The organism is Hydrocarboniphaga sp. FW305-C-57, assembly GCF_058783045.1.
Map to the genome: position 1 here is coordinate 279686 of NZ_JBYSYG010000001.1, position 25613 is coordinate 305298.

Consider the following 25613-nt stretch of genomic DNA (forward strand, 5'->3'; position numbering starts at 1 on the left):
AGCCGGTAATGAGGCACACCGCGACCGCCTTGGGCCTGCTGGCCGCGCTCCTGTCCACCGCGCCGCAGACCGCCATAGCGCAGCAGTCGCAGGCTGCTGCAACGAACGTGGCTCCCAGCCGTGAACGACCCGCCCCCATCGCACGCAGCGATGAGGACGTGGCGCGCGACTGGGGGCTACGACCGGAGGAGTGGACCCGCTACCGCGAATTGATGCAGGGACCGCTGGGCCTGTCGTCGCCCAACCTCGACCCGCTGACCGCACTGGGCATCGAAGCCCGCAGCGACGAGGAGCGGCGCAGGTTCGCCGAGCTGCAAGTGCAGATCGAGGCCCGCCGCGTGGAGAAGCTGCTGGCCTACCAGCGCGCCTACGACGCGGCCTGGCAGCGACTCGCTCCGGGCATGCAGCGGGTCAACCTGCCCGGCGCAGGCGCGGCAGCGCCCGGCATGGCGCAGGCCGGCGCGCGCACGGCAGTGTTCGTCAAGGACGCCTGCACCAGCTGCGACGAGACGGTCCAGCGCCTGCAGGCCGAAGGCGCGAACTTCGACATTTACGTGGTCGGCAGCCGCGGCGACGACGCGCGCATCCGCGAATGGGCGCGCCGCACCCGCATCGACCCGGCGAAGGTGCGCAACGGCCACATCACCCTCAACCACGATGCCGGCCGGTGGCTCTCCCTGGGCGTACAGGGCGACTTGCCCGCCGTCGTGCGGCAGGTCGGCGGCCAATGGCAGCGTCAGCGGTAACCCGCTTCGCACTGGGCCTGCTGTGTGGGTTGGCAACGCTCGCCGCCGCAGCGCAGGAGGTTCCGCCGCCGGCCTACCAGCTCGCCGCGCAGCGCGCCGGCGTGCCGTCCACCGTGCTCTACGCGGTGGCGCTGCAAGAAAGCGGCGCCCGCCTCAACGGCCGACTGATCCCCTGGCCGTGGAGCCTGAACGTCGCAGGCGTCTCGAAGCGCTACAGCACCCGTGCCGAAGCCTGCACCGGCCTGCACCAGGCGCTGCGGCAGGTGCCCGCGACCCGCATCGACGCCGGCCTCGGACAGATCAACCTCGGCTACCAGCGGCATCGCTACCGGCAGCCCTGCGACCTGCTCGACCCCTACGTCAACCTCGCCATCGCGGCCGAGATCCTGCGCGAGCAGCACACGCCCGGCGAGGACTGGCTCGTCGCGATCGGCCGCTACCACCGTCCCGCCGGCGGCGCGCCCGCCGCGCGCTACCGCCGCAGCGTCGACCAACACCTCGCGCGCGTGCTCGGCCGCCACCGGCTGGACGCCGACACACGGAGGGTGCTGCCGTGACGGTCGCCCTGCGCGCCCAGCCGGCAGCGACGGGCATCGAGATCCAGCACCTAGTCAACGTCAGCGGCGGCAAGGACTCGACCGCCGTCTACCTGCTGGCGCTTGAATCCGGCCGCTCGTTCCGCGCCATCTTCGCCGACACCGGCAACGAGCACGAACTGACGCACGAGTACCTTGCCCGCCTGCACGAACGCACCGGCGGGCCGAGGGTCGAGACCGTCAGGGCCGACTTCTCCCGACAGCTCGCCGTCCACCGCGACTACGTGCTGCGCGAATGGCCGAAACAGGGCATCGCGGACGAGATCGTGCAGGAAGCCGCGCGACTCCACGAGCCGACCGGGAATCCCTTCCTTGACCTGTGCATCAGCAAAGGCCGGTTCCCGTCGCGGATGGCGCAGTTCTGCACCGGCGAACTCAAGGAAATCCCGATCACGACGCAGATCGTCGGGCCGATGCTGAAGCAAGGCCCGGTGCTGCAATGGCTGGGCGTGCGCGCGGCCGAGAGCGCACATCGCGCGCGACAGCCGCGGTTCAACCGCCACGAGTCCGGCTCGATGCTCTGGCGGCCGATCTTCCGCTGGAGCATCGAGGACGTCTGGGCGCAACACCGGCGCCACGGCATGCGCCCGAACCCGCTGTATGCCCTCGGCATGGGGCGCGTCGGCTGCATGCCCTGCATCAACTGCAGGAAGGACGAGCTCCGCCGCATCGCCGACCGCTTCTCCGCGCACATCGACCGCATCCGGCGATGGGAGGACGTGGTATCGGCCGCCAACAAGCGCCGCTCGGCCACCTTCTTTCCCGCCGTCACCGATCCGACCGACGCTGATCGTCCCGGCACCTATTCCCGCATCGACGCGCTGGTGGCATGGAGCCGCACGACGCGCGGCGGCAGGCAGTTCGCCCTGTTCTTCGACGAACAGCCCGGCAGCGGATGCACCTCCGACCTCGGCCTCTGCGAGGCGCCACCGCGCCGCACCAAAGCCACTGCTGCACGCACCTCCGCGCTGGCGGCAGGCACTTCCCCCAACTTTGAGGACACGCCGCCATGACGCTTCGCCACGTTCGCTCCTGTTTCTGGCTGTATGGCCTGGTATCGGCCCTGGCGATGCCGGCCGCGTTCGGGCAGTCGCCTCCGCTGGTCGTCGTCGAGGACCGGGGTAGCACCTCGGCGCTGCCGTACTACGAAGCGCTGAACCTCCAGCCGCGCACCGACCGGCCGACGCCGCGCATCGACGTTCCGCGGCCGCCGGCGACGCGCTTCAGCGAGGCCGACATGCTGCCCGTGCGCTCCGCACGGCTGTCACCCGGCGATGTGAGCCGCAGGGTGATCCAGGCACCGGGCCTGAAGCCGATTTTCTTGGTCGGCGATGACGACCGTTCGCGCGCCTGGCTGAGCAAGCGTGCCGACGCCTTGCGTGCGCTCGGCGCGATGGGCCTGGTCGTCAACGTCGAGACGGTCGAGGGCCTCCGCACGCTGCGCCAGCTGGTGCCGGGCGTGCCGATCGCGCCCGCGGCAGGCGATGACCTGGCCGCGCGCCTGGGGCTGCGCCACTACCCGGTGCTGGTGACGGCCACGGGCATCGAGCAGTGAAGCGCCCGCCATGGCCCAGCGCTACTCGATCGAGGTATTGCTGCGGCCAGCGGTGGAGCTTTACACCGTCGCGGTGTGTGCGGGCGCCGCGCTGGTGTGCCTGGCGGCACCGTGGTCGCTCGCGCTGAGTCCGCTGCTGGGCCTGGGCAGCGCCTTGGCCTTCCTCGGCTACGGCGCCATCCGCCTGCGCGACGCGCTCGTGATCCTGCGCTACCGGCGCAACATCCGCCGGCTGCCGCGCTACGTGATGACCAGCCGCGACGTCCCGGTCAGCCAGCAGCGGCTGTTCATCGGCAAGGGCTTCCGCTGGGAACAGCAGCACACGCACCGGCTGATGCAGACCTACCGGCCAGAGTTCCGGCGCTACGTCGAGCCGACGGCGACCTATCGCATCGCGCGCCAGCTCGAGGAGCGACTGGAGTTTGCGCCTTACCCGGTTTCCAGGCTCGCCAAGGTACTGGCCTGGGACAGCCCGCTCAATCCCGCGCGGCCGCTGCCGCCGGTCGGCGGCATGCCGCGGCTGCACGGCATCGAACCGAACGAAGTCGACGTGTCCCTGCCGCTGCCCGAGCGCGTAGGCCACACCCTGGTCCTGGGCACCACGCGCGTTGGGAAGACGCGGCTGGCCGAGCTGTTCATCACGCAGGACATCCGCCGGCGCAACGCTGCGGGCGAGCACGAAGTGGTCATCGTCTTCGATCCCAAGGGCGACGCGGACCTGCTCAAGCGCATGTACGTCGAGGCCAAGCGCGCCGGCCGCGAACGCGAGTTCTACATCCTCCATTTGGGCTGGCCTGAAATCAGCGCGCGCTACAACGCCGTGGGGCGCTTCAGCCGCATCAGCGAAGTCGCCACACGCATTGCAGGTCAGCTTTCTGGCGAAGGCAATTCGGCGGCTTTCCGGGAGTTCGCGTGGAGGTTCGTCAACATCATCGCGCGCGCGCTCGTGGAACTGGGGCAGCGCCCGGACTACATGCTGATCCAGCGACACGTCGTCAACATCGACGCGCTGTTCATCGAGTACGCCAGCCATTTCTTCGCGCGCACGGAGCCGAAGGCCTGGGAGGTGATCGTCCAACTCGAAGCGCGGCTCAACGATAAGAACATCCCGCGCAACATGATCGGCCGCGAGAAGCGCGTGGTCGCGCTCGAACAGTACCTCTCGCAGGTGCGCGTGTACGACCCGGTGCTGGACGGCCTGCGCAGCGCCGTGCGCTACGACCGTACCTACTTCGACAAGATCGTCGCCAGCCTGTTGCCGCTGCTGGAGAAGCTGACCACCGGCAAGATCGCGCAGCTGCTGGCGCCCGACTATTCGGACCTCAACGACCCGCGTCCGATCTTCGACTGGATGCAGATCGTGCGCAAGCGCGCCGTCGTCTACATCGGCCTGGACGCGCTATCGGATGCCGAAGTCGCCGCAGCGGTCGGCAACAGCATGTTCAGCGATCTCGTGTCGGTCGCCGGGCACATCTACAAGTTCGGCATCGACGACGGCCTGCCGGGCGCGGCAGCGGGCATGAGGGTGCCCATCAACGTTCACGCGGATGAATTCAACGAACTGATGGGCGACGAATTCATCCCGCTCGTCAACAAGGGCGGCGGCGCGGATCTGCAAATGACTGCCTACACGCAGACCCTCAGCGACATCGAGGCACGAATCGGCAGCAAGGCGAAGGCCGGTCAGGTGATTGGTAATTTCAACAACCTGATCATGTTGCGCGTGCGCGAGTCGGCGACCGCGGAGCTGCTGACCCGACAACTGCCCAAGGTCGAGGTCTACGCCACGACCTTGATGAGCGGCGCCACCGACAGCTCCGACATCCACGGCCCGACCGACTTCACCTCCAATACCCACGACCGCATCTCCAGCACGAGCGTCCCGATGATCGAACCGGCGCACGTCGTCGGGCTTCCCAAGGGCCAAGCCTTCGCGCTGATGCAGGGCGGCAACCTCTGGAAAGTGCGCATGCCGCTGCCGGCGCCCGACCCCGACGAAGTGATGCCGCAGGATCTGCAACAGCTCGCCGGCTACATGCGGCAGCACTACGCTGAGGCCGGCGACTGGTGGGAGGGCCGCGCCACGCCGGGCCTGCAGGACACGCCTTTGCCGGACGACCTGCTCGAAGGCTTCCGCCACATCGCCGGCACCGAAGGCGCGGCGGAGGAGGCGCGGCCGTGAAGGACCCGGCCGCCACCGCCCAGCGCCAGCAGGTCCGGCAGCAGGGACTGCTGGCCAGCATCGTGACGATGCCCCTGCGGTTCTTCGGCGTGCTGATCGGATCGCTGCTGCTCTGCATCCTGGTCGAGTGCATCGGCATGCACTTCTTCTGGCCCGAGCAGGGCTGGCGCCACGCCCAGGGCATGCTCGACTTCGAGCTGAACCAACTCTCGACGCACTTCACCCGCAGCGCCGTCGTGCAGGAGCCGGGCCGCACGGCGCACTGGCTGGTCGAGCGCTCGTACGAATGGATCTTCGTCAAGAGCGGCCTGCTCGACTGGATGAGCAACGCCGCCGCGCAGGCGCGCGCGCCCAGCCACGGCGGCACGAAGGACTTCCGCTACTACGTGAGCCAGGTCTACGTCTGGAGCGAGAGCTACCTGATCGCCGCGGCATACACCACGCTTACCTTCATCGTCCGGCTGCTGGTGCTGGTGCTGACGTTGCCGCTGTTCCTGATGGCGGCGTTCGTCGGCTTCGTCGATGGATTGGCGCGGCGCGACGTGCGCAAGTTCGGTGCCGGCCGCGAGTCCGGCTTCGTCTACCACCGCGCGAAAGCCTCGGTGATGCCGCTGATCGTGTTGCCGTGGGTCGTCTACCTGGCGTTGCCGATCAGCGTGCATCCGCTGCTGATCCTGCTGCCCAGCGCGATCCTCCTGGGTGTCGCCGTGTGCATCACCGCGAGCACCTTCAAGAAGTACCTCTAGCCGCCACGCATTTCCGTCCATCAATCGGGGCCTGCGCAGGTCCGGATTGTTTGCGGCGCGCATCGGCCTGCGTCGAGAGCATTTCGCCATTCCTCGTGATTCGCGGGCTGGCAAATGCGGATGACCGTTCCTCCTATCGCCGACTGGCGCTGCGTGCTGGGCCTGTTGCTGGCGCTGTGCATCGTGCTGGGTTTCCCGGTACGTGCCCAGGCCGACGACGCAAGCCCCGAGCACGCGCGCCTGGCCGCTGCGCTGCGCCAGCTCGACGCCATCGACCGGCTGATCGCGCAGGAAGCCACGCGCCCGCGCGATGAGCGCGCCCGCTACCACTTCGACTATGGCCGCCTGAGCGCCGACCTTGAGCGCGTCCGCGCCGGCATCCGCGACTACCTGACCCCATCGCGCGCGCAGCCGCGCGATCCGGCCGTGCTGCTCGGTGACTACCGCCAGTCCACCGCTGCCGCCTCCTGTGAACCGGAGGCCACCCCATGAATGCCGCCCAGACCGCCGCCTTTCAGGCCAACGGTGGCTTTCCCCCTTCCGCCGTTTCGGTCGTCGTCATCGGCGCCGTCTTCGCCGTACTCCTCGTGTGGGGCGTGTGGGCGATGCGGACCGCCTATGTCGGATGGGCCGAGCAGCGGATATCCCAGCGTCAGTTCCTTGGTGTCGTGGTGCGCTTCGTCGCGCTGTACCTGGTGCTGACCTTCTTCCTGCTCTCCTAAAGGTCACCCAACATGAATCCGCTCTCACGTCGCTTTCGCTTTCCGCGCCTCTCGCAACTGGCCGCATTGCCGGCCGCCTTCCTGCTCGCGCCGCTCGTTCAGGCCCAGGGCCTGCCGACGATCGAAGACCCCTCGCGCGGCCGGGGCAGCGGCATCATGGAAACGCTGCGCAACTACGGCTACGACATTGTGCTGTTGGTGGCCTTGCTGGTCGTCGCGGCGATGTTCGTGGGCGTGTGCTACCACGCCTACTCGCGCTACGCCGAGATCCACAACGGTCGCGCCACGTGGGGCCAATTCGGCCTGACGGTCGCCATCGGCGCGATCCTGCTGGTCGTGGGGATCTGGCTGCTGACCGAAGCCACCGGCATCCTCTGAGGCCGTCGGCATGGCTGACCAGGACATCCGGCCGGACGGCACGGTTGCGTTCCTGCCCCATCGGCTGAACCGTCATCCGGTCGTGGTACGCGGTTTGACCGCGGACGAACTGTGGGTGTGCGCGGGCTTGTCGGCGGCAATGGGATTCGGCGCCGGCGTGCCGCTGGCGCTGGCGTTCTCCAAGATCGCGCTGCTGCCCACCGCCATCGTGGTCGCGATCGCCATCGGCGTGTTCGGCGGCGGCAGCGCGCTGCGTCGCCTCAAGCGCGGACGCCCGGACACCTGGTTGTACCGCCAGCTGCAATGGCGGCTGACCTCGCGCCAGCCGCTGCTGGGCCGCTTCGTCGGCGGCCGGCAGTTGGTGACCCGTTCGGGCTACTGGACCACGCGCAGGAGCCGGACGCCATGAGCCGGTTCAAGAACGAGGTCCTGCGCCTGGAGGCGCACATCAAGACCTTGCGCATCGGGGCCGGCGTGGTCGTCGCGCTGGCGCTGGTGATGGGGCTCGGCTGGTGGAGCGCGCCGCGCGACCTGACGATCCACGTCCCGCCCGATCTGCGCTCGGGCAGCACCCGGAAATGGTGGGAGGTGCCGCCGGAGTCCGTCTACGCCTTCACCTTCTACGTCTGGCAGCAGTTGCAGCGCTGGCCGACCAACGGCGATGACGACTACCCGCGCAACCTGCATGCGCTGTCTGCGTACTTCACGCCGGCCTGCCAAGCCTTCCTGCGCCAGGACTACGAGTACCGCCGCAACGCAGGCGAGCTGCGTCAGCGCGTGCGCGGTATCTACGAGATTCCGGGACGCGGTTACGGGTCCAGCCCCGCCATGCGCGTTCGCACCGTCTCCGACCACGATTGGGTCGTGACGCTCGACGTCACCGCGGACGAGTACTACGGCGCCGAACAGGTCAAGCGCGCGTTCGTGCGCTACCCGCTGAAGGTCGTGCGCGCTGATGTCGATCCGCAGCGCAACCCCTTCGGCCTAGCGATCGACTGCTACGACGGCACCCCGCAGCGGATCGCCACGCCTGCCGACCCGGCACCCAGCGCCGCGCCGACCCCTCCCGCGGAAACCACGCCATGAACCGTCTTCTCGCCACGCTCGGCGCCGCGTTGCTGCTGGCGCTGTCCGTCCCCGTCCATGCCGTCGAGATCCTGCGCTGGGAGCGACTGCCCCTGGCGCTGCCGCTCGTCGTCGGCGAGGAGCGGGTCATCTTCATCGACCGCAACGTGCGCGTCGGCGTCCCCGCGTCGGTGGGCGCTCGACTGCGCGTGCAGAGCGCGGCCGGCGCCGTTTACCTGCGCGCCAGCGAGCCGATCGAACCGACGCGGCTGCAACTCCAGGATGCCGGCAGCGGCACGGTGATCCTGCTGGACATTGCCGCCGAAGCGCCGCAGGAAGGACAGCCGCCGCTGGAGCCGGTGCGCATCGTCATCGCGGCGCCGGCCGGCGGCCAGGGCGTCGCGGCCGAGGACGATCCACAGGCACGCGCCGCGCGCACCGACCGTCCGGCACCGCCGACGCCCGTGCCGGTGGTGCTGACGCGCTACGCCGCGCAAAGCCTCTACGCGCCGCTGCGCACGGTCGAGCCGGTGCCGGGCATTACCCGCGCCAACGTGCGCCGGGACCTGCCGCTGCACTCGCTGCTGCCGACGCTGCCCATCCAGGCGCAGGCACTGGCTGCCTGGCGCCTGGGCGACCTGTGGGTCAGCGCCGTGCGCCTGCGCAACACCGCGCCGCGCGGGTTCGATCTGGATCCGCGCGCGCTGCAAGGCGACTTCCTGACCGCGACGTTCCAGCACCCCGACCTCGGGCCGGCCGGCACGCCGGAAGACACAACCGTCGTCTACCTCGTCACCCGCGGCCGCGGCTTGCCGCAGTCGCTGCTGCCCGCGATCGCACCCGTCGACGCCTCCCTCAACCTGCCGGCGCCCGCCGCGCCGAGCGACCGCGACGGAGGCCGCGATGAAAAGTAACGGCCTGCTCAAGTGGCTGATGATCCCGATGGTGCTGCTGCTGGTGTTCGTCGGCTTCAAGCTGTTGTCCGGCGGCGACCGCGCACCCGCGCAGCAGGGGGCCGGTCAGCTCACCGCGGACGAAGCCAAGGCCCTGGGCATCGAAGGCGACACGCCGCGCGATACCGTCGCCACGCTGGTCGCGCAGGTCCGGCAACTGCGCACCGAGTTGCAGACGGCGTTGACGGACAACAGGACCCAGCGCCAGGAGAACGAACGGCTGCGGCAGCGCGAGAGCGCGGTCGACCGGCGCATCCAGAGCGCGATCGAGGGAGAGCGCAACCAGCTGCGGCAAGATCGTGAGCAGGCCGCCGCCGAGCGCCAGCAGACCCAGGGCCTGTTGCAGGAACTGCAGCAACGCCTTGAAGGCGTGAGCGGCCGCCGCGACGGCCACGCCGACCTGCCGGTGGGCCTGGGGCTGGAGCCGGGCGACAACGCCAGCACCGGCGGCAGCGGCGAGACCATGCGCTGGGTCGAGCCGGATGATGCCCGCCAGGAGGGCCGCGGACGTTCGCCCGCCAACAACGCAAGCGGCTTCAGCTTCCCCACGAGCTTCGGGGAAGCCGGTGAAAGCATCGGCGACGCCACCGGTGCGGCGGTGGACGCCGGTCGCCGCGCAGCCGGTGCGCCGGCTGCGAAGGCCGTCTACACCGTGCCGACGAACTCCACCTTGATGGGATCGGTCGCGATGACGGCGCTGATCGGCCGCGTGCCGATCGACGGGACGGTCAACGATCCGTATCCGTTCAAGGTCCTGATCGGACCCGACAACCTGACCGCGAACGGCATCGACATCCCCGACGTCGCCGGTGCGGTCGTCAGTGGCACCGCGTCGGGCGACTGGACGCTCTCGTGCGTGCGCGGCCAGGTTCGCTCCGTGACCTTCGTGTTCAACGACGGGACCATCCGCACCATCCCCGAGGATCGCGAGCGTGGCGGCAACCGCCAAGACAACGCCCAGGGCAACACCACCCAGGACGGCCTCGGCTGGATCAGCGACCCGCACGGCATTCCCTGCGTCACCGGCGACCGCCGTTCCAACGCGCAGCAGTACCTCGGCAGCAGGGCGCTGATCACCGCCGCCGGCGCCGGCGTCGCCTCGCTGATCGACTCGGACACCGGCCGCCTGTCCTACGTCGGCCCCGACGGCGCCATCGGCACCGTCGGCATCACCGGCAACGAAGCGATGGGCCAGATCCTCGCCGGTGGCGTCCGCGACATGGCCGACTGGGTGAACAAGCTCTACGGCCAGGCCTTCGCCGCGGTGTACGTGCAGCCCGGCGCCAAGGTCGCCGTGCATCTCGAAGAACCCCTGAGCATCGACTACGACCCGGCCGGCCGCCGCGTCGACCACCGCCTCGGAGACGCGACCCATGCGCAGGAACTGGACTGACGCCCTGGCGGCGCTGGGCGTTGCACTCGCGCTGGCCAGTTGTGCAACCACCAAGGAGGAGCTGCTGCCGCGCTCCGACCGGACCATGCTCGACATCTGGAACGTCGAGACCGGCGGCGGCGCGGCCGGCCCGAGCGAGCGCGGCCTGCTCGATGCCCGGCAGTCGCTGCGCCGTCCGCTCACGCCGGCCGACGTGCAGGCCGCGCCCGCCGAGCAGGCGCGCTACACGCGCACCGCGCAGAACGAGATCCACCGCCAGTTCCACCGCCTGCCCAACCCGGACCTGCTCATGTATGTGTTCCCGCACTTGGCCGGTTCGGACCCGGTGCCGGTGCCCGGCTACACGACGGTGTTCCCGCTCTACCAGCGCGTCCAGTACGCGCTGCCGGGCGAACGGACCGAGGACTACTGACGATGGCGTGGCCCTCGCTCAAGCGCCGGCCGCGCCCGGCGCCGGCTGCGGCGTCGCCGGCACCGGCCGATGCCTGGGAGCGCCACGTCGCCGAGCTGCGCACGCATGGCCTGCCCGAACCCGGTCGCCCCGGCCGGCGCTCGCGCCGTCCCGCCACCGTCGCCGACGAGCAGGCTCTGTACGACATCGCCCCGTCGTTCGCGGACATGCTGCCGTGGGCCGAGTACCTTTCCGAGTCGCAGTGCATGCTGCTGGAGGACGGCGCCTCGGTCGCCGCGTTCTTCGAGCTGCAGCCGGTCGGCACCGAAGGCCGCGAGCCGGGCTGGCTGGGCCAGGTCCGCGACACTCTCGAGAACGCGCTGCAGGACTCGTTCGACGAACTGGACGAGAACCCCTGGGTCGTCCAGCTCTACGCCCAGGACGAGACCAATTGGGACCGCTATCTGGAGGACCTGCGCGCCTACCTGCAGCCGCGCGCACACGGCAGCGCCTTTAGCGACTTCTACCTGCGCTTCTTCGGCCACCACCTGCACGCGATCGTCAAGACCGGCGGGCTGTTCGAGGACAGCACCGTCACGCGCTTGCCCTGGCGCGGCCAGTCGCGCCGCACGCGCATGGTGGTGTATCGCCGCGTCGGCCAGGCGCCGGCCCGCCGCGGCCAATCGCCCGAGCAGGCGCTGCACATCGTCTGCGACCGCCTGGTCGGCGGGCTGGCCAACGCCGGCGTGCGCGCCCGCCGCCTCGGCGCGACCGACATCCATGCCTGGCTACTGCGCTGGTTCAACCCGAACCCAACGCTGCTCGGCCCGAGCGAAGCCGACCGCGAGCGGTTCTACGCGCTGGCGCGCTATCCCGATGAAGCCGAGCCCGGCGAGATCGAGCTGGCCAGCGGCACGGACTTCGCGCAGCGGCTGTTCTTCGGCCAGCCGCGCTCCGACGTGGCCGAAGGCCTGTGGTACTTCGACGGCCTGCCGCACCGTGCGATCAGCGTCGACCGCCTGCGGATGCCGCCGGCCACCGGCCACATCACCGGCGAAACCCGCAAGGGCGGCGACGCGATCAACGCGCTGTTCGACCAGATGCCGGAAGACACGACCCTGTGCCTGACGCTCGTGGCGACGCCGCAGGACGTGCTCGAAGCGCACCTGAACCACCTGGCGCGCAAAGCCGTCGGCGAGACCCTGGCGTCCGAACAGGCCCGCCACGACGTGCAGCAGGCGCGCGGGCTGATCGGCAGCGCGCACAAGCTGTACCGCGGCGCGCTGACGTTCTACCTGCGCGGACGCGACCAGGCCGAACTCGATGCGCGCGGCCTGCAGTTGGGCAACGTCCTGCTCAACGCCGGCATGCAGCCCGTGCGCGAAGACGACGAGGTGGCCCCGCTCAACACCTACCTGCGCTGGCTGCCCTGCGTCTACGACCCGGACAAGGACAAGCGCCAGTGGTACACGCAGCTGATGTTCGTGCAGCACGGCGTCAACGTGGCGCCGCTGTGGGGGCGCAGCCAGGGCACCGGACATCCCGGCATCACGCTGTTCAACCGCGGCGGCGGCACGATTACGTTCGACCCGCTGAACCGGCTCGACCGGCAGATGAACGCCCACCTGTTCCTGTTCGGTCCCACCGGCTCGGGCAAGTCGGCCACCCTCAACAACATCCTCAACCAAGTCACCGCGATCTACCGGCCGCGGCTGTTCATCGTCGAAGCCGGCAACAGCTTCGGATTGTTCGGAGAGTTCGCCGCACGGCTCGGGCTCAGCGTCCACCGCGTCAAGCTCGCGCCCAGCTCCGGCGTGAGCCTGGCCCCGTTCGCCGACGCGCATCGCCTGGTCGAGACCCCCAGCCAGGTGCAGACGCTCGATGCCGATGCGCTCGACGAGGAGGGGGGCGAGGAGGACGTCGGCGACGAGCAGCGTGACGTGCTGGGCGAACTGGAGATCACCGCCCGGCTGATGATCACCGGCGGCGAGGACAAGGAAGAAGCGCGCATGACGCGCGCCGACCGCAGCCTGATCCGCCAGTGCATCCTCGTCGCTGCCCAGCGCTGCGTTGCCGAGCAGCGCACCGTACTCACGCGCGATGTGCGCGACGCGCTGCGCGAGCGCGGCCGCGATGCCACGCTCCCGGAAACCCGGCGTACGCGGCTGCTGGAAATGGCCGACGCCATGGACATGTTCTGCCAGGGCGCGGACGGCGAAATGTTCGACCGGCCGGGTACGCCATGGCCCGAAGCGGACATCACCATCGTCGACCTCGCGACCTACGCGAGGGAGGGCTACAACGCGCAGCTCTCGATCGCCTACACGTCGCTGATCAACACGGTCAACAACATCGCCGAACGCGACCAGTTCCTGGGCCGGCCGATCATCAACGTCACGGACGAGGGCCATATCATTACCAAGAACCCGCTGCTGGCGCCCTACGTGGTCAAGATCACGAAGATGTGGCGCAAGCTCGGCGCCTGGTTCTGGCTCGCCACGCAGAACCTCGACGACCTGCCGAAGGCGGCCGAGCCGATGCTGAACATGATCGAATGGTGGATTTGCCTCAGCATGCCGCCCGATGAAGTCGAGAAGATCGCCCGCTTCCGCGAACTCACGCCGGCGCAGAAGGCGCTGATGCTCTCGGCGCGCAAGGAAGCGGGCAAGTACACCGAGGGTGTCATCCTCTCCAGGAGCATGGAACTGCTGTTCCGCGCAGTGCCGCCGAGTCTTTATCTGGCGCTCGCGCAGACCGAGCCCGAGGAGAAGGCCGAACGCTACCGGCTGATGCAGGAATTCGGCATCGGCGAGCTGGACGCGGCATTCAAGGTCGCCGAGATGATCGACCGCGCACGCGGCATCGAACCGCTGGCGATGAACGCCAACGGCGACCTGCTCACCGTGTCGGGTTGAGGTTCCGCCGGAACCACTCGCGTCACGCCGACTGCAGCGCCAGGAAGACATCGCGCAGCCGTGCGACGACCTCGGCCAGTTCCCGCGGCGCCAGTCCGTTCTTCTTGAAGAACGCCGCCCACTGTCGCTGCTTGATCGGATCCTGCGCGAAAGCGTCGCTCAGGCCAATGGGAAGGTCGGCCGGCATCGCCAGCCGCCGCCGCGCGAAGGTCGCCTCGACCGCTCGACGCAGTTCGTCCGGCGCCAGGTCCTCCTCGGTCAGCAGCACCCACAGGTCGAAGTAGTCCTTCATGCGGCTGTTCGTCATGCCCAGCAGGCAGATGGCATGGAGCTTCTCCGCAACCACCGTGTACTTGGGATAGGCGCGCAGTCGTGGTGCGGGCAGATCGTCGAGCAGCACCGGATAGTGGATCGGCTCCGGCGCCGGCGTCACCACATCGCCGAAACCGATGTCCACCTGCAAGGCGATGCGCGCACCGTCCAGTGTCGCCCGCAGATCGACCCGCACGCCTCCGTAGCCGGCTTCCTTGCGAATCACCGACCCCGCGACCGAAGCGGGGTCGAACACGATGCCGTCGTCCACCGCGATCTGGCTGATCTCGCGGAACGTGGCCACGGCCGTCTCCACGTCGTCCGGCCCATAGCCGAGCAGGTCCACATCGCGCGTCGGCCGATGCGGCTGGTCGTACCACAGCGAAAACAGCAGCGCGCCCTTGAGCAGGTAGCGATCGGCATATTGGGAGATCGACAGCCGGTACAGCAGCCGTTCCAGGCCGTAATGGGTCAGCGTCAGGTTGAAGTCCTGGCGCGGCGCGTCCGCGCGCTGTTTCAGGCGGGCACGGATCGAAGCGGGTAGATTGGTTCGGCTCACGCGGTCACGCTTTCCAGATAGGGGCGCATCACCGTGGCCACGCGATCCACCGTCGCGTAGCGCCAGAGTGCATCCATCGACAGCTTGCCCTGCGACCACCCGTCGTGCAGCGCCTCCAGGGCCACGTCCAGCCCGATCTTGTTGCGGTATTTGAAGCAGTCGGCCACGGTCTTGTTCGGATCGAACACGGGCACCGATACGCCATCGATCGCCACCGGCGCGATGCCTTCGGTCAGCGCCGCGCCCGACATGCGCACCACGCGCAGCGCCGGCTGGTCCAGGCTCGGCGATGGCGAGTTGTGCGGGATCGCCATCCAGACCTCGTGCGGCGCCTGCGTGCCGATGCCATGCACGCGCAGCGCCGACAGCAGGCAGACCACGCCCTTGGGCACGCGCAGCGCCGCCTCGGCCAGTGAGCGGTGCTCGCTGAGGCCACGTCCCGGCAGGCTGTAGACGCCGCGTGCGACCCGTTCCAGCTTGCCGGCCGCCACCAGCCGGCCAAGGATCACCGTCGACAGGCCGCGCTGGGTCAGATCGCGCGCGCGCAGCAGCGGCTGGCGCCTGGCCAGCACGAGGGCGGCATCTTCGAGGCTCATGTCTGGTCGTTGAGGCATGCGGGGTAATGTAGCGATTACTAGGCATTTGTCAATAACTGACTAGGAATCGCTACAACCATCCGGCAATCGCCGATGTGACGTTTCCTCGGCCAAGCGCCTATTACCGCCGAGGTTTCGTCACAGGCTTCCCGACAACGGGACGCCGGCCATGCCGGATTGTTGAACCATGCGCGAACGCCCTCGTGCTCGACTCGGACCACGGCAACCCGCCCCGGACCCGACCACAGCGACAGCGATGCGACCGACCGTTCCTTCCTCCCGCGGCGCCCGGCGCCGCCTTGTCTGGCTCGCCGCCGCCGGGGCGCTGGTGCTCCTGTTGCTGCTGGCCTGGCGCCTGTCGGGGCCATCGGCGCCCGACGCCCCGACGCCAGCGCCCATCCTGTCGGATGGCGACCAGGCGCCGGCACCGGCCCGGCCGGCCGGGCCGCCCTGGCACCACGGCGCCGCCAACGCCCGCTTCACGCTGGTCCTGTACGCCGACCTGGAGTGCCCGCACTGCAAGACCTACTTCCCCGAGGTGCTGGCCTGGATCGAGCAGCACCCGGACACCCGCCTGCAATGGCACCACCTGCCGCTACCGGCGCATGAACCAGCGGCCTCCCGGCTCGCCAGCCTGGCCGAGTGCGCCGGCGAGACCGGCGGCCCGGCCGCCTTCTGGCAGGCCGTGACCTGGATCTACCAGCACACCCGCGGCGACGGCCAGGGCCTGCCCGAGCAGGCCCGCTTTCCTGGCCAGTCCGCCGCGCTGCAACGCTGCGTGGACAGCGAGCGCGCGCTGGCGCGCGTCCAGGTCCAGGCGCGCGAAAGCAGCCGCGACGGCATCGTCGCCACGCCGACCGTGCGCATGCGCGACGAGACCACCGGCCAGTCCCTGCTGCTGCCCGGCCCGGTCGAAGCCGACGCGCTGCTGTCCGCGCTGGACCTGCTCACGTCCAACGAATCGCCGGCCTCCCCGGCCGGGACGCCCGAACTGTCCACCATCCCCGATGGCGACATGCCCAGGTAGCCGAGGTCTTCGAGGCTACGGCGCCGCGTTGCCGCGCGCCGGCCTGCCCGGTAAATCGGGACACGGCGCTGCCAGTTTGTTTGTCGTGCCCGCCCGCCGGCTGGAGTGGACTATCGCCATCACCCATCCACGGCGGTTCCAACATGCCCACTTCGTCCCTTCATTCGCCGGCGTGGCGGCGCGGCCTGATGGCCGTCGCGCTGCTCGCCGCGCTGGCCGGCGCGGCGGCCCACGCGAACGACGATCTGATCGTCGTGACCGACAGCCGCCATCCCGTCCAGGCGCCGGCCGGCGCGCGCGTCATCCTGCTGGACCAAGCCGCGCGCATCGAGGCCGAGTTGGCCGCCGACCTGCCGAGCGATCCCGCCCGCGGCGCCGCGCTCGTCCGGCAGCGCCTCAAGGACGGCGGCGCCCCGCTGCAGACGCGCCTCGCCACCGCCTATCAGGGTGTGGTCGACGCCTGGAGCCTCGGCGTCACCACCATCCCCGCCGTGGTCGTGGACCAGCGCTACGTGGTCTACGGCGAACCCGACGTGGCCAAGGCCGTCGCCCGCATCGACGCCCACCGCAGGAGCCGGCCATGAAGCTCTCGCGCCGCATGCGCAACGGCGCGGCCGCCGTCATGCTCGCGGCCGCCGGCTCGTCCTACGCCATCAACACCGGCACGATCGTCGCCTCGACGCTCTCGCCGGACTGCCTCGAATACCGCGTCGTCGGCATCTGCTACTGGCTCTACTGCACCTGGACCGGCTGCACCGTGCGCACCTCGGTGAAGGTGCGCCACTACGTTCCCGACGCCGTGGTGTCGAGCTACAGCAACACCGGCGAGAACCCGTGGACCGAAGTGCGGTTCATGAGCCCGCCCAATCCGACGGCCGAGGACGGCGGCGACGGCACCACCAACCACGACAACGAGAACAACCTCGCCAAGTTCAAAAACGCCGACGTGATCGGCCACCCTGGGGGCCAGGTATTCAGCCAGTTCGCCAGCGCCTCCGGCTACGCCTGCGAGGGCGCGGGCACGGCCTTCATGCCGTACCTGCTGAGCACGCTCGACACGCTCGCCTGGCGCTACAACGTGCCCGAGATGGTGTACCCCGAATCGCTGATCCCGGGCCGGCGCGAGGTCGGCACTCGGACCGGCCTGAACCTGTGGGGCAACGTCTACCCGCGCGGCGGCTTCCTGCACCAGACCGACGACTACAAGTCCGGCGCCGTCGTCGCCCAGCGCGCCGGCGACATCGTGACCCGCCGCGGGCAGATCCACGTCTACCAGTCGCTGCTGGCCGAGGCGCGCGACGGCTACTGGCCGGCCGGCGAGCTGATGGAAAGCGACGCCAGCACCGGCAAGTGGCAGGAGCTGACGCCCACGCTCTCCAACAGCTGCGCCGTCTTCCCCCACACCAACACCCGCGTGCAGGCCCAGCAGGGCGACTACGCCTGGGCGCTCTGGCGGCCGTACAGCTGCTGCGAGCGGCGCGGCCAGGTCTTCCTGGGCAGCACCGACTTCGACTGAGGCACGCCATGACCGCCCACATTCCCTCCCGTCCCTCCCATCGCCTGCAGATGGCCGCGCTCGTCGTCGCGCTGCTGCTGACCGGCCTCGACGTGCGCGCGCAGACCAGCGTCAACGAATACGGCGTGCAGCACCAGGGCAGCGTGATCGGCGACGACGTGCTCTACAGCATCGGCGGCGGCCGCGCCGTCTCGATGAGCGGCGCGGCCAACATGCGTTCGATCGGCGTCGGCATCGGCTGGAACAGCAACCTGATCTGCGGGGACATGTCGCTCTCGACCACGATCCAGAACCAGCTCAACGGGCTCACCAACGGCTTCCAGACCATCATGTCGTCGGTGATCCAGAACGCCACCGCCGCGGTCGCCTCGCTGCCGGCGCTGATCATCCAGCGCGCCGACCCCGGCCTCTACAACCTGCTCACCAACGGCGTGCTGCAGGCGCGGTTGGATTTCGACCGCAGCAAGATGACCTGCCGCGCCATCGCCAACCGCATGGCGGACGCGGCCGGCGGCCAACTCGGCTGGGACCAGATCGCCGAGGGCATGGCGCTCACGCAGGCCGTCGCCAGCACCGATGCGGTGTCCGCCATCGACGAGGCCGAAGCCAACCGCGGCAACAACGGCGTGCCCTGGGTGGGCGGCAGCAACGCCGGCGGCCAGGGCCAGCGCCCGGTGCGCGTGGTCGGCGACGTGACCCGCGCCGGCTACAACCTGCTCAACGGCCGCGACGTCGCCGCCACCGGCAGCATCGACCCCGGCAGTTGCAACGGTAACCTGGCCTGCGAGACCTGGCGCTCGCCCGACGACGCGGCCGCCTGGGCCGTGCGCGTGCTGGGCGAGCAGGAGCAGCGCACCTGCGAGTCCTGCACCAAGACGACGACCACGCCGGGCGTCGGCCTGACGCCGCTGATCCAGGAGGAGTACGAAGCCAAGCTGCAAGCGCTACAGGAACTGGTGGCCGGCAGCCGGCCGACCAGCTTCGCCAATCTGCAGGACGCCAGCGCCGCGTCCCTGCCGATCACGCGCGGCGTGATCGAAGCGCTGCGCGACGAGCCCGACCAAGACATCCTGGCCAGGCGCCTCGCGTCGGAGGTGGCGCTGGCGAGCGTGCTGGAGAAGGCACTGCTACTGCAGCGCACGCTGTTGACCGGGCGCAAGGAGCCCAACGTCTCTGCCAACGAACTGGCGCAGAAGGCCGTCTCCCACGAGAGCGACATCCTTGACCGCGAGATCCTCAACCTGAAGACGGAGCTCGAACTGCGCCGCGAACTGGCGAGCAACTCGCCGACCGCCATCATCCAGCGGCACAGCACGCGCTCGACCGGCTCGCGCGGCATCTACGAGGGCGATCCGACCCGCAACCGGATCGACGAGTTGCAACGACCACCGAGCGGGAACAACCCGTGAGCTGGGTCGCCGTCCGCCGCTACAGTGCCCGCGCGCTGCTGGCGTTGCTGGTACTGGTCCTGGTGCTGATCGCCGCCGCCGTGGTCAACCTGGTCGGCATCCGCATGGCCGGCGGCATCGACGGCTGGCGACAGTGGATGGATGCGCACGCGGGCTGGTTCCTGGTCTGGCGGTTGCTGCTCTATGCCGTCACGGTCTACGGCTGGCTGTGGATGCGCCGGCGCCTGCACGCACGGGAGCCGGAAGGCGGCGCGCGCCAGCGCCTGCTGCGCGTGGAGGTGGCCGCGGTGCTCGCGGTCGTCGCGCTGGAAGTCAGCCAATTCATGCAGGCCGGATGAGCCGGAGTCCCCCATGACCCTCTACACGACCGACTACCTGGAGTACTACCTGACGCTGGTTTCGTGGATTGTCCACAACGGCGTCTGGAACGTGCTGGTCGCCAGCGGCGTGTTCGCGATTCCCTTCCTGGCGATCGTGATCCAGGAATGGCTCAAGGCACGAGCCGAAGGCGCGGACGAAGGTAACAAGGGCGTGCTGAGTTCGGCCCGTATCGAGAACCGCGTCTTCGTCGCGATCGTCGTCATCATGTTCGCGGGCATCCCGTTCATCGACGTCGATTTCACCACGCTGCAGTTCGATCGCTCACGCTCGGCGCAATGCCAGGTCAACGTGCCGGAGCCTTCGGAGACGGGCTGGTCGCAGTCGTTCAGCACGCTCAACAATCAGTCGGCGCGGGTGCCGGTGTGGTGGTTCTTCATGCACGCGATCTCGCGCGCGGTGACGGGCGCATCCGTCGCGGCCATTCCGTGTGGGACGGACCTGCGACAGATCCGCATGGACATCGACAACACGCGCATCGCCGACCCGGTGCTGGCCCAGGAGGTGGCCGACTTCACCCACAACTGCTACGGGCCTGCGCGTGCGCGGCTGTTCATGGACCGTCCCGATCTCACCGAGGAGCAGATGCACGACGTCACCTGGATCGGCTCGCGCTTCTTCGTGGACACGCCGGGCTTCTACGACACCTATCGTTCCAGGTCCCCCCGCGAGGGTTGGCCCTACGACAGCAATCGCGATGCCGGCCTGGCCGAGGTGCCCAGCGGCGCCGGCTATCCAACCTGCCGGCAGTGGTGGTCGGACGGCAATGGGCTGCGCTCGCGGCTACTGCAACAGGTGGACCCCAGCTTGCTGACGCGTGTTGCGGGGTGGGCCGGCTTCCTGAGTCGGGATCAGGTGGATGACTCTGTGATCCGCGCGATCGCGTCGCCGCGGCAGCAGAAGTTGAACCAGGGTGCGGTCTATTCCGACTACGGCGGGCAGATCGAGATGACGTTGCCGAACATCGTCACGCGCGCTGCGAGCGACGTCGGCATGACGGTCGGTGCGCTGGGCTTCTTTCCTGCGATGGACGTGATGCGGCAAGCACTGCCGATGGTGCTGGCGCTGCTGAAGATGGCGTTGGTGATCTGCATTCCGCTCGCGCTCCTGGTTGGCACCTATGACCTCAAGACCTTGGTGACCGTCAGCGTGGTGCAGTTCGCGCTCTTCTTCGTGGACTTCTGGTTCCAGTTGGCCAGGTGGATCGACTCGACCATTTTGGATGCGCTCTATGGCTGGGGATTCGGCTGGAATCGGCCGCACAGCAATTTCGATCCATTGATCGGGCTGAACAACGCATTCGGCGACATGTTGCTCAACTACGTGCTCGCAACGATGTTCCTGGTGCTCCCCGCGTTCTGGGTGACGGCACTGGCCTGGACGGGCATCCGGGCCGGCAACTTCTTGCAGGGACTGGCCGCGGGCACCAGGGATGCGGCGCAGGCGGGAGGCAGGGGCTCAGGCATCCTGATCAGTGCGGCGAGTCCCGGCAAGAAGTAGCGCGACCGGGATCAGTCGTCCTCGAATCGAGGATCGGGATCGTCGTTGTAGGATGCGGGGTGGTAGAAGAGGCCTTCGCGGTGATCGCGTTCCTCGGCCTGGCGATTCAGCAGGTCGGGTTCTTCCTGGTCCGCGGTGCCGTGCTGCATGGCCCAGGCGGCGGCGACCGCGAATACCAGCAGGAGCGCCAGCCAGAACGCGGCGTACAGCAGTACTCCCAGCACGGCCAGCTTCACGAGCCACAGCAGCGCCGTCGCCGCGCCTGGGGGCAGACCGCGCGCTACCAACCGGCCGGCGAGCCGGCGCTCGCGACGGACGCCGCCACGCCACATCCCGCCGGCCCAGCGGCCGAAGCGCTCTGCGTTGCTGATGCGGGTTTTCGTGCCCATCGTCGTCACCTGCTACATGCGTGGGATGGCTACTCCAGTTTGCTCCAATCCTGTCGGGCTACGGCCACCAATGCGTTCCAGTCGTCGGGCGGATTTCCGCGGCCCAGCATCTTTTTTGAAGACCGCATACGGATCGGACTTGCTGCCCGACGACCGCAGCGTCGTTTCGTCGTTGACCCAGGCGTAGACGATCACCTTCGCCTTGGAGTCGTACCGGAAGAACAGCCGGAACCGTCTTCCGATCTTGGCCCGCCGCCAGTGGCGGTGGGCTGGTCCCAGGGTGTTGCCCTGGCGATACTCGTCCCGAGCCGGATCAGTCGGCACGGTCTCCAGCATCAACTGGCTCAACCCCCGGAACAGCTTGACGTTGGCGTTCGACTCGAACCCCTCCGGTTCGTTCTGCTCGGCGCGCTGCGCGGCGGCGTGGAGCTTCTGCAACTGCTCGACCACGCACGCGTGGAACAGCAGCGTCCAGCCGTGCCGCTGCATCAGAGCGCCACTTCGCCTTCGATCTCCTCACCCAGGCCGTCGTCGCGACCGACTTGCGCCAGCATGGCCCGCGCCAGTTCGTCGGGCAGGCCGCGGATGTGTCGCCCGGCCTGGATGTCCTCGGCCAGCAGGCCCAGGAAGGCCCCAATGGCCGGATCCTCGTGCTCCGCCTCGGCGCGGCTGACCACGACCTGGCCGTCCTCGCGCAGCTCGAAGTCCACCTTGCCGCCAGCGTCGACACCCAGCGCCTGCCGGATCGGCTTGGGGAGGGTGATCTGCCCCTTGGAGGTGATGGTGGCCTGCTCGCGGACGGTCGGCATGGTCGGGTTCCTGTTTCAACGGTTGCATGGTAAGGAAATTTCCTTACCACGTCAATCGACCCTCGGCGTGACCGCCCAAGATGCCGGGCTGCCGGGTATCGCTTTGATCCAGGCATCCGAACCGTCGCTGCCCTATACGCAAAGGGTCAAGGCCAAAGGGCCGGCAAGGGGCGAAGGGAACGGGGTCAAGGGGAAAGGCCCTACCCAAAAAGGCGAAAAGGTTCTCCCTGTCGGCCCATCACTCGGGTTTCAGCATGCTCTCCTTGTTCCAGCGCAAACGGACTCACCCGACCACCGGCCCGTCGCCTACGCCCGTCAGCGAGCCTCCCAAAGGGCTAACGCGGCCGGCGTCGGCCGCGTCGCTGCTGGCGACCTCGCGCCGGCAGCGACTGCTGGAACACATCTGGCAGCGAACCTCGCTCTCGCGCAAGCAGTTCGCGTCGCTGTACCTGGCGCCACTGGAACGATACGCCGAGCTGGTGCAAGCCTTTCCCGCCTCCGAAAGCCATCACCACGCCTACCCGGGTGGCATGCTCGACCACGGGCTGGAAATCGTGGCCTATGCCTTGAAGCTGCGGCAGTCCCATCTGCTGCCCGCGGGCGCACCGCCCGAGATCCAGGCCGCGCAGGCCGAGGCGTGGACCGCCGGAGCCGCCTACGCCGCCTTGCTGCACGACATCGGCAAGGTGGCAGTCGACCTGTACGTCGAGTACGCAGACGGAACCGCCTGGCATCCGTGGCACGGGCCGCTGAAACGCCCATATCGCTTCCGGTATCGCAAGGAGCGCGAGTACCGGCTGCACAGCGCCGCCACCGGGCTGCTCTACACCCAGCTGCTCGACCGGTACATCCTCGACTGGCTCAGCGGGTATCCGGACCTGTGGGCCGCGCTGCTGTACGTGCTGGCCGGCCAGTACGAGCACGCCGGCACGCTGGGCGAGCTGGTGCGGCTGGCCGACCAGGCCTCGGTGGCGCAAGAGCTGGGCGGCGATCCCAGCAAGGCGCTGGCCGCGCCGCGCCACGCGCTCCAGCGCAAACTATTGGATGGCCTGCGCTACCTGCTCAAGGAGGAGTTCAAGCTCAACCAGCCCCAGGCCTCGGACGGGTGGTTGACGCAGGATGCTTTGTGGTTGGTCAGCAAGACGGTCAGCGACAAGCTGCGCGCCCATCTGCTGGCACAAGGCGTGGACGGCATCCCGGCCAACAACACGTCGGTGTTCAATGTGCTGCAGGATCACGGGATCGCGCAAGCGACGGCCGATGGCAAGGCCATCTGGAAGGCGACCGTCACCAGCGACACAGGCTGGTCGCACAGCTTCACCTTCCTCAAGCTGTCGCCCGCTCTGATCTGGGAATCGGCCGAACGGCCCGCACCCTACGACGGTACGGTCCAAGTGGAGCAGGACACCGCACCGGAACCGGCCAGCGCCACGGCCGACGCGCCGGGCGTGGCAGGCATGCGTATTGAGACCCCCGTGCATTTGTCGCCGCCTGCCACCAGTGGGTCAACGGCAAGGGATCCGCCTGCCGAGCCGACCGCCGCGGACGGAGTGGATGCGCTACTCGAACTGTTCGCCGCTTCTGAGCCTACCGCCACCGATGCCATGGCGTCGGCCTTCGCGAAGCCAGCCGGCCAGACCGCCGCCAAGACGCTGACTCCGACGCACGCCGCCCCCGAGGCGAGCGGTCACGCGCAAGAACCCTCGGGCGAGCACTTCATCGAATGGCTCATCCGGGCCATCCGATCGCGCAAGCTCATCATCAATGACGCGAAGGCGCTGGTACATACCGTTGCGGACACCGCATACCTGGTCAGCCCCGGGGTATTCCAGCGCTACGCGCAGGAGCATCCGCAGACGGCCCTTCTCGCCAAGCAGGAGGGCATGGCTGATTGGCGGTGGCTGCAGAAGCGGTTCGAGAAGCTGCAACTCCATCGCAAGCAGGACAGTGGCCTGAACATCTGGACATGCGAGGTCACGGGCCAACGCAAGTCGCGGCGACTGCATGGCTACCTGCTCGACAATCCACATGGATTTTTCGAGCAGCTTCCCCCGAACAATCCCTATCTCTCACTCCTTAAGAGCTAACGGATGTCTGCCACAGGAAGAACTCGCTCTTTCGCTTCACGGCACATTCGATATCAACGCTGCCTACATGACTTGGTGATTTCCATACCGTAATACTCGGGTCATGTCTCCGACAGATTTGCCCTCTTAACGTGAAACCGCTACCCCGAGCGGCCTTCACGCACTGCCCAAGACCGATGAATCACTCAGACTTCGCCCGCTTTGCGCGGAGATTGCTGAGGGGCGCTCGTGTGCGAATGCGGCTTGGACCTCACGAACCGCCATCCATATCGAACGAAGCTTGAGCACCCGGCGATTGAGAATCGCTTGATCGCCATTCTCTAGCCATGAATCCAACAACTTAGGCGAGGACGTCATGCAAAAAACCATGAAAGCTGCAGTGGTCCGCGCATTTGGGGAGCCCCTCGTCATCGAGGAAACCCCAGTGCCATCCGTCGGCCGCGGACAGATTCTCGTGAAGATCGCGGCGTCTGGTGTATGCCATACCGATCTCCATGCCGCCGAGGGTGACTGGCCCATCAAGCCGACACCGCCGTTCATTCCGGGACATGAGGGCGTGGGGGACGTGGTGGCGGTCGGCCCCGGAGTCGGCCACCTTCGGGAAGGCGATCGAGTGGGAGTGCCCTGGCTCTACAGTGCCTGTGGACACTGCGTGCACTGCCTCGGAGGCTGGGAAACGCTCTGCGAACAACAGATCAATACCGGCTATTCCATCAACGGCAGCTTCGCAGAGTATGTCCTTGCGGACGCCAACTATGTGGGCCTCTTGCCGGCGAACGTCGGCTTCGTCGAGATCGCCCCCGTGCTATGCGCCGGAGTGACGGTGTACAAGGCCCTCAAGGTGACCAAGACCAAGCCAGGCGACTGGGTCGCCATCTCCGGCATCGGTGGCTTGGGCCACATGGCGGTGCAGTTCGCTAAGGCGATGGGGCTGAATGTCGTCGCGGTCGATATCGACGACCGCAAGCTTGCGCTGGCCTCAAGACTGGGTGCGACGTTCACGGTCAATGCTCGCAACGAAGATCCCGGCGCTCGCATCCGCAAGGAGATCGGCGGCGCCCAAGGAGTTCTCGTCACGGCGGTCTCGACCAAGGCATTCCAACAGGCCCTGGGCATGGTCCGTCGTGGAGGCGTGGTGACGCTCAACGGACTCCCCCCTGGAGATTTCCCGATATCGATCTTCGATACCGTACTCAACGGGATCACCATCCGGGGATCAATCGTTGGAACCCGTCTCGATCTCCAAGAGGCTCTCGCCTTCGCTGGGGAAGGGAAGGTTCATGCCACCGTGCATACAGAGAAGCTTGAGAAGATCAACGACATTTTCGCACGCATGCACGAGGGCGATATCGAAGGAAGGATCGTGCTCGATCTCGGCTGATAACCGGG

Annotated in this window: 27 protein-coding genes and 1 pseudogene; 23 read left to right on the forward strand and 5 right to left on the reverse strand. The window is 68.3% G+C overall.

What is annotated here, in order from left to right:
• Positions 1–8 precede the first annotated feature (8 nt).
• The 15 genes from AC3WUM_RS01370 to AC3WUM_RS01440 all read left to right on the forward strand — a co-directional run bounded on the left by AC3WUM_RS01370 (position 9) and on the right by AC3WUM_RS01440 (position 13642).
• Positions 9–746, forward strand: coding sequence for a TIGR03759 family integrating conjugative element protein (locus tag AC3WUM_RS01370; RefSeq protein WP_014159660.1), 738 nt, complete (start codon positions 9–11; stop codon positions 744–746).
• On the forward strand, positions 728–1303 hold the full coding sequence (locus tag AC3WUM_RS01375) for a lysozyme family protein (protein ID WP_043290364.1): 576 nt from the start codon (positions 728–730) through the stop codon (positions 1301–1303). The genes AC3WUM_RS01370 and AC3WUM_RS01375 overlap by 19 nt, the downstream gene beginning before the upstream one ends.
• Entirely contained in the window at positions 1300–2355 is a 1056-nt protein-coding gene (locus AC3WUM_RS01380) for a phosphoadenosine phosphosulfate reductase domain-containing protein (RefSeq protein ID WP_014159658.1), read from the forward strand. The genes AC3WUM_RS01375 and AC3WUM_RS01380 overlap by 4 nt, the downstream gene beginning before the upstream one ends.
• The gene (locus tag AC3WUM_RS01385; RefSeq protein WP_014159657.1) at positions 2352–2897 is read left to right on the forward strand and encodes an integrating conjugative element protein; all 546 of its coding nucleotides are present in this window, start codon (positions 2352–2354) and stop codon (positions 2895–2897) included. Before AC3WUM_RS01380 ends, AC3WUM_RS01385 begins: the two co-directional genes overlap by 4 nt.
• Positions 2898–2907: 10 nt before the next feature.
• Positions 2908–5079 carry a type IV conjugative transfer system coupling protein TraD gene (traD, locus tag AC3WUM_RS01390; protein ID WP_014159656.1) on the forward strand — a complete coding sequence of 724 codons (2172 nt, stop codon included), beginning with the start codon at positions 2908–2910 and terminating at the stop codon, positions 5077–5079.
• The gene (locus AC3WUM_RS01395) at positions 5076–5825 is read left to right on the forward strand and encodes a TIGR03747 family integrating conjugative element membrane protein (protein ID WP_014159655.1); all 750 of its coding nucleotides are present in this window, start codon (positions 5076–5078) and stop codon (positions 5823–5825) included. Before traD ends, AC3WUM_RS01395 begins: the two co-directional genes overlap by 4 nt.
• Before the next feature lie 120 nt (positions 5826–5945).
• On the forward strand, positions 5946–6317 hold the full coding sequence (locus AC3WUM_RS01400; protein WP_014159654.1) for an integrative conjugative element protein, RAQPRD family: 372 nt from the start codon (positions 5946–5948) through the stop codon (positions 6315–6317).
• Complete coding sequence (locus tag AC3WUM_RS01405; RefSeq protein ID WP_014159653.1) at positions 6314–6547, forward strand: TIGR03758 family integrating conjugative element protein; 234 nt, start codon at positions 6314–6316, stop codon at positions 6545–6547. The genes AC3WUM_RS01400 and AC3WUM_RS01405 overlap by 4 nt, the downstream gene beginning before the upstream one ends.
• A 12-nt stretch (positions 6548–6559) precedes the next feature.
• Positions 6560–6925 carry a TIGR03745 family integrating conjugative element membrane protein gene (locus AC3WUM_RS01410; RefSeq protein WP_014159652.1) on the forward strand — a complete coding sequence of 122 codons (366 nt, stop codon included), beginning with the start codon at positions 6560–6562 and terminating at the stop codon, positions 6923–6925.
• Between the two features lie 10 nt (positions 6926–6935).
• On the forward strand, positions 6936–7334 hold the full coding sequence (locus tag AC3WUM_RS01415; RefSeq protein ID WP_014159651.1) for a TIGR03750 family conjugal transfer protein: 399 nt from the start codon (positions 6936–6938) through the stop codon (positions 7332–7334).
• The gene (locus AC3WUM_RS01420; protein ID WP_014159650.1) at positions 7331–8011 is read left to right on the forward strand and encodes a PFL_4703 family integrating conjugative element protein; all 681 of its coding nucleotides are present in this window, start codon (positions 7331–7333) and stop codon (positions 8009–8011) included. The genes AC3WUM_RS01415 and AC3WUM_RS01420 overlap by 4 nt, the downstream gene beginning before the upstream one ends.
• Positions 8008–8904 carry a TIGR03749 family integrating conjugative element protein gene (locus AC3WUM_RS01425; RefSeq protein WP_377005458.1) on the forward strand — a complete coding sequence of 299 codons (897 nt, stop codon included), beginning with the start codon at positions 8008–8010 and terminating at the stop codon, positions 8902–8904. Before AC3WUM_RS01420 ends, AC3WUM_RS01425 begins: the two co-directional genes overlap by 4 nt.
• Positions 8894–10336 (forward strand): TIGR03752 family integrating conjugative element protein, encoded by a 1443-nt coding sequence (locus AC3WUM_RS01430; RefSeq protein WP_492408287.1) that lies wholly within the window; start codon positions 8894–8896, stop codon positions 10334–10336. The genes AC3WUM_RS01425 and AC3WUM_RS01430 overlap by 11 nt, the downstream gene beginning before the upstream one ends.
• Positions 10317–10748 (forward strand): TIGR03751 family conjugal transfer lipoprotein, encoded by a 432-nt coding sequence (locus AC3WUM_RS01435; RefSeq protein WP_014159647.1) that lies wholly within the window; start codon positions 10317–10319, stop codon positions 10746–10748. The genes AC3WUM_RS01430 and AC3WUM_RS01435 overlap by 20 nt, the downstream gene beginning before the upstream one ends.
• A 2-nt stretch (positions 10749–10750) precedes the next feature.
• Positions 10751–13642 carry a conjugative transfer ATPase gene (locus tag AC3WUM_RS01440; RefSeq protein WP_492408288.1) on the forward strand — a complete coding sequence of 964 codons (2892 nt, stop codon included), beginning with the start codon at positions 10751–10753 and terminating at the stop codon, positions 13640–13642.
• A 22-nt stretch (positions 13643–13664) separates the two neighbouring features.
• Here the strand turns inward: AC3WUM_RS01440 and AC3WUM_RS01445 are convergent, their stop codons facing one another.
• Together AC3WUM_RS01445 and AC3WUM_RS01450 are read right to left on the reverse strand one after the other, a co-directional pair.
• Positions 13665–14513, reverse strand: coding sequence for a nucleotidyl transferase AbiEii/AbiGii toxin family protein (locus tag AC3WUM_RS01445; protein WP_492408289.1), 849 nt, complete (start codon positions 14511–14513; stop codon positions 13665–13667).
• Positions 14510–15109 carry a type IV toxin-antitoxin system AbiEi family antitoxin domain-containing protein gene (locus AC3WUM_RS01450; protein WP_014159644.1) on the reverse strand — a complete coding sequence of 200 codons (600 nt, stop codon included), beginning with the start codon at positions 15107–15109 and terminating at the stop codon, positions 14510–14512. Before AC3WUM_RS01450 ends, AC3WUM_RS01445 begins: the two co-directional genes overlap by 4 nt.
• A 256-nt stretch (positions 15110–15365) precedes the next feature.
• On the opposite strand from AC3WUM_RS01450, the gene AC3WUM_RS01455 reads away from it, so the two are divergent.
• The 6 genes from AC3WUM_RS01455 to AC3WUM_RS01480 all read left to right on the forward strand — a co-directional run bounded on the left by AC3WUM_RS01455 (position 15366) and on the right by AC3WUM_RS01480 (position 20939).
• A complete protein-coding gene (locus AC3WUM_RS01455; protein ID WP_014159643.1) occupies positions 15366–16136 on the forward strand; it encodes a DsbA family protein in 771 nt (256 codons plus the stop codon).
• Between the two features lie 143 nt (positions 16137–16279).
• A complete protein-coding gene (locus AC3WUM_RS01460) occupies positions 16280–16720 on the forward strand; it encodes a TIGR03757 family integrating conjugative element protein (protein WP_014159642.1) in 441 nt (146 codons plus the stop codon).
• A gap of 14 nt (positions 16721–16734) precedes the next feature.
• A complete protein-coding gene (locus AC3WUM_RS01465) occupies positions 16735–17652 on the forward strand; it encodes a TIGR03756 family integrating conjugative element protein (protein ID WP_377005459.1) in 918 nt (305 codons plus the stop codon).
• 8 nt (positions 17653–17660) lie between these two features.
• Positions 17661–19061: an integrating conjugative element protein gene (locus tag AC3WUM_RS01470; RefSeq protein WP_014159640.1), complete on the forward strand. Its 1401-nt coding sequence runs from the start codon at positions 17661–17663 to the stop codon at positions 19059–19061.
• Positions 19058–19399: a hypothetical protein gene (locus AC3WUM_RS01475; protein WP_014159639.1), complete on the forward strand. Its 342-nt coding sequence runs from the start codon at positions 19058–19060 to the stop codon at positions 19397–19399. The genes AC3WUM_RS01470 and AC3WUM_RS01475 overlap by 4 nt, the downstream gene beginning before the upstream one ends.
• Before the next feature lie 13 nt (positions 19400–19412).
• Positions 19413–20939: a conjugal transfer protein TraG N-terminal domain-containing protein gene (locus AC3WUM_RS01480; protein ID WP_014159638.1), complete on the forward strand. Its 1527-nt coding sequence runs from the start codon at positions 19413–19415 to the stop codon at positions 20937–20939.
• An 11-nt stretch (positions 20940–20950) separates the two neighbouring features.
• Here the strand turns inward: AC3WUM_RS01480 and AC3WUM_RS01485 are convergent, their stop codons facing one another.
• From AC3WUM_RS01485 to AC3WUM_RS01495, 3 genes and pseudogenes are all read right to left on the reverse strand, one after another.
• A complete protein-coding gene (locus AC3WUM_RS01485) occupies positions 20951–21328 on the reverse strand; it encodes a DUF3742 family protein (RefSeq protein WP_014159637.1) in 378 nt (125 codons plus the stop codon).
• A 29-nt stretch (positions 21329–21357) separates the two neighbouring features.
• A pseudogene (locus AC3WUM_RS01490) lies at positions 21358–21817 on the reverse strand (type II toxin-antitoxin system YhaV family toxin).
• Complete coding sequence (locus tag AC3WUM_RS01495; protein ID WP_014159635.1) at positions 21817–22137, reverse strand: type II toxin-antitoxin system PrlF family antitoxin; 321 nt, start codon at positions 22135–22137, stop codon at positions 21817–21819. Before AC3WUM_RS01495 ends, AC3WUM_RS01490 begins: the two are co-directional and overlap by 1 nt.
• Positions 22138–22391: 254 nt before the next feature.
• Here AC3WUM_RS01495 and mobH point away from each other — a divergent pair, with 254 nt between their 5' ends.
• Positions 22392–24224 (forward strand): MobH family relaxase, encoded by a 1833-nt coding sequence (mobH, locus tag AC3WUM_RS01500; RefSeq protein WP_492408290.1) that lies wholly within the window; start codon positions 22392–22394, stop codon positions 24222–24224.
• A gap of 355 nt (positions 24225–24579) precedes the next feature.
• On the forward strand, positions 24580–25605 hold the full coding sequence (gene adhP, locus AC3WUM_RS01505; RefSeq protein WP_377005453.1) for an alcohol dehydrogenase AdhP: 1026 nt from the start codon (positions 24580–24582) through the stop codon (positions 25603–25605).
• The last annotated feature ends 8 nt before the right edge of the window (positions 25606–25613 follow it).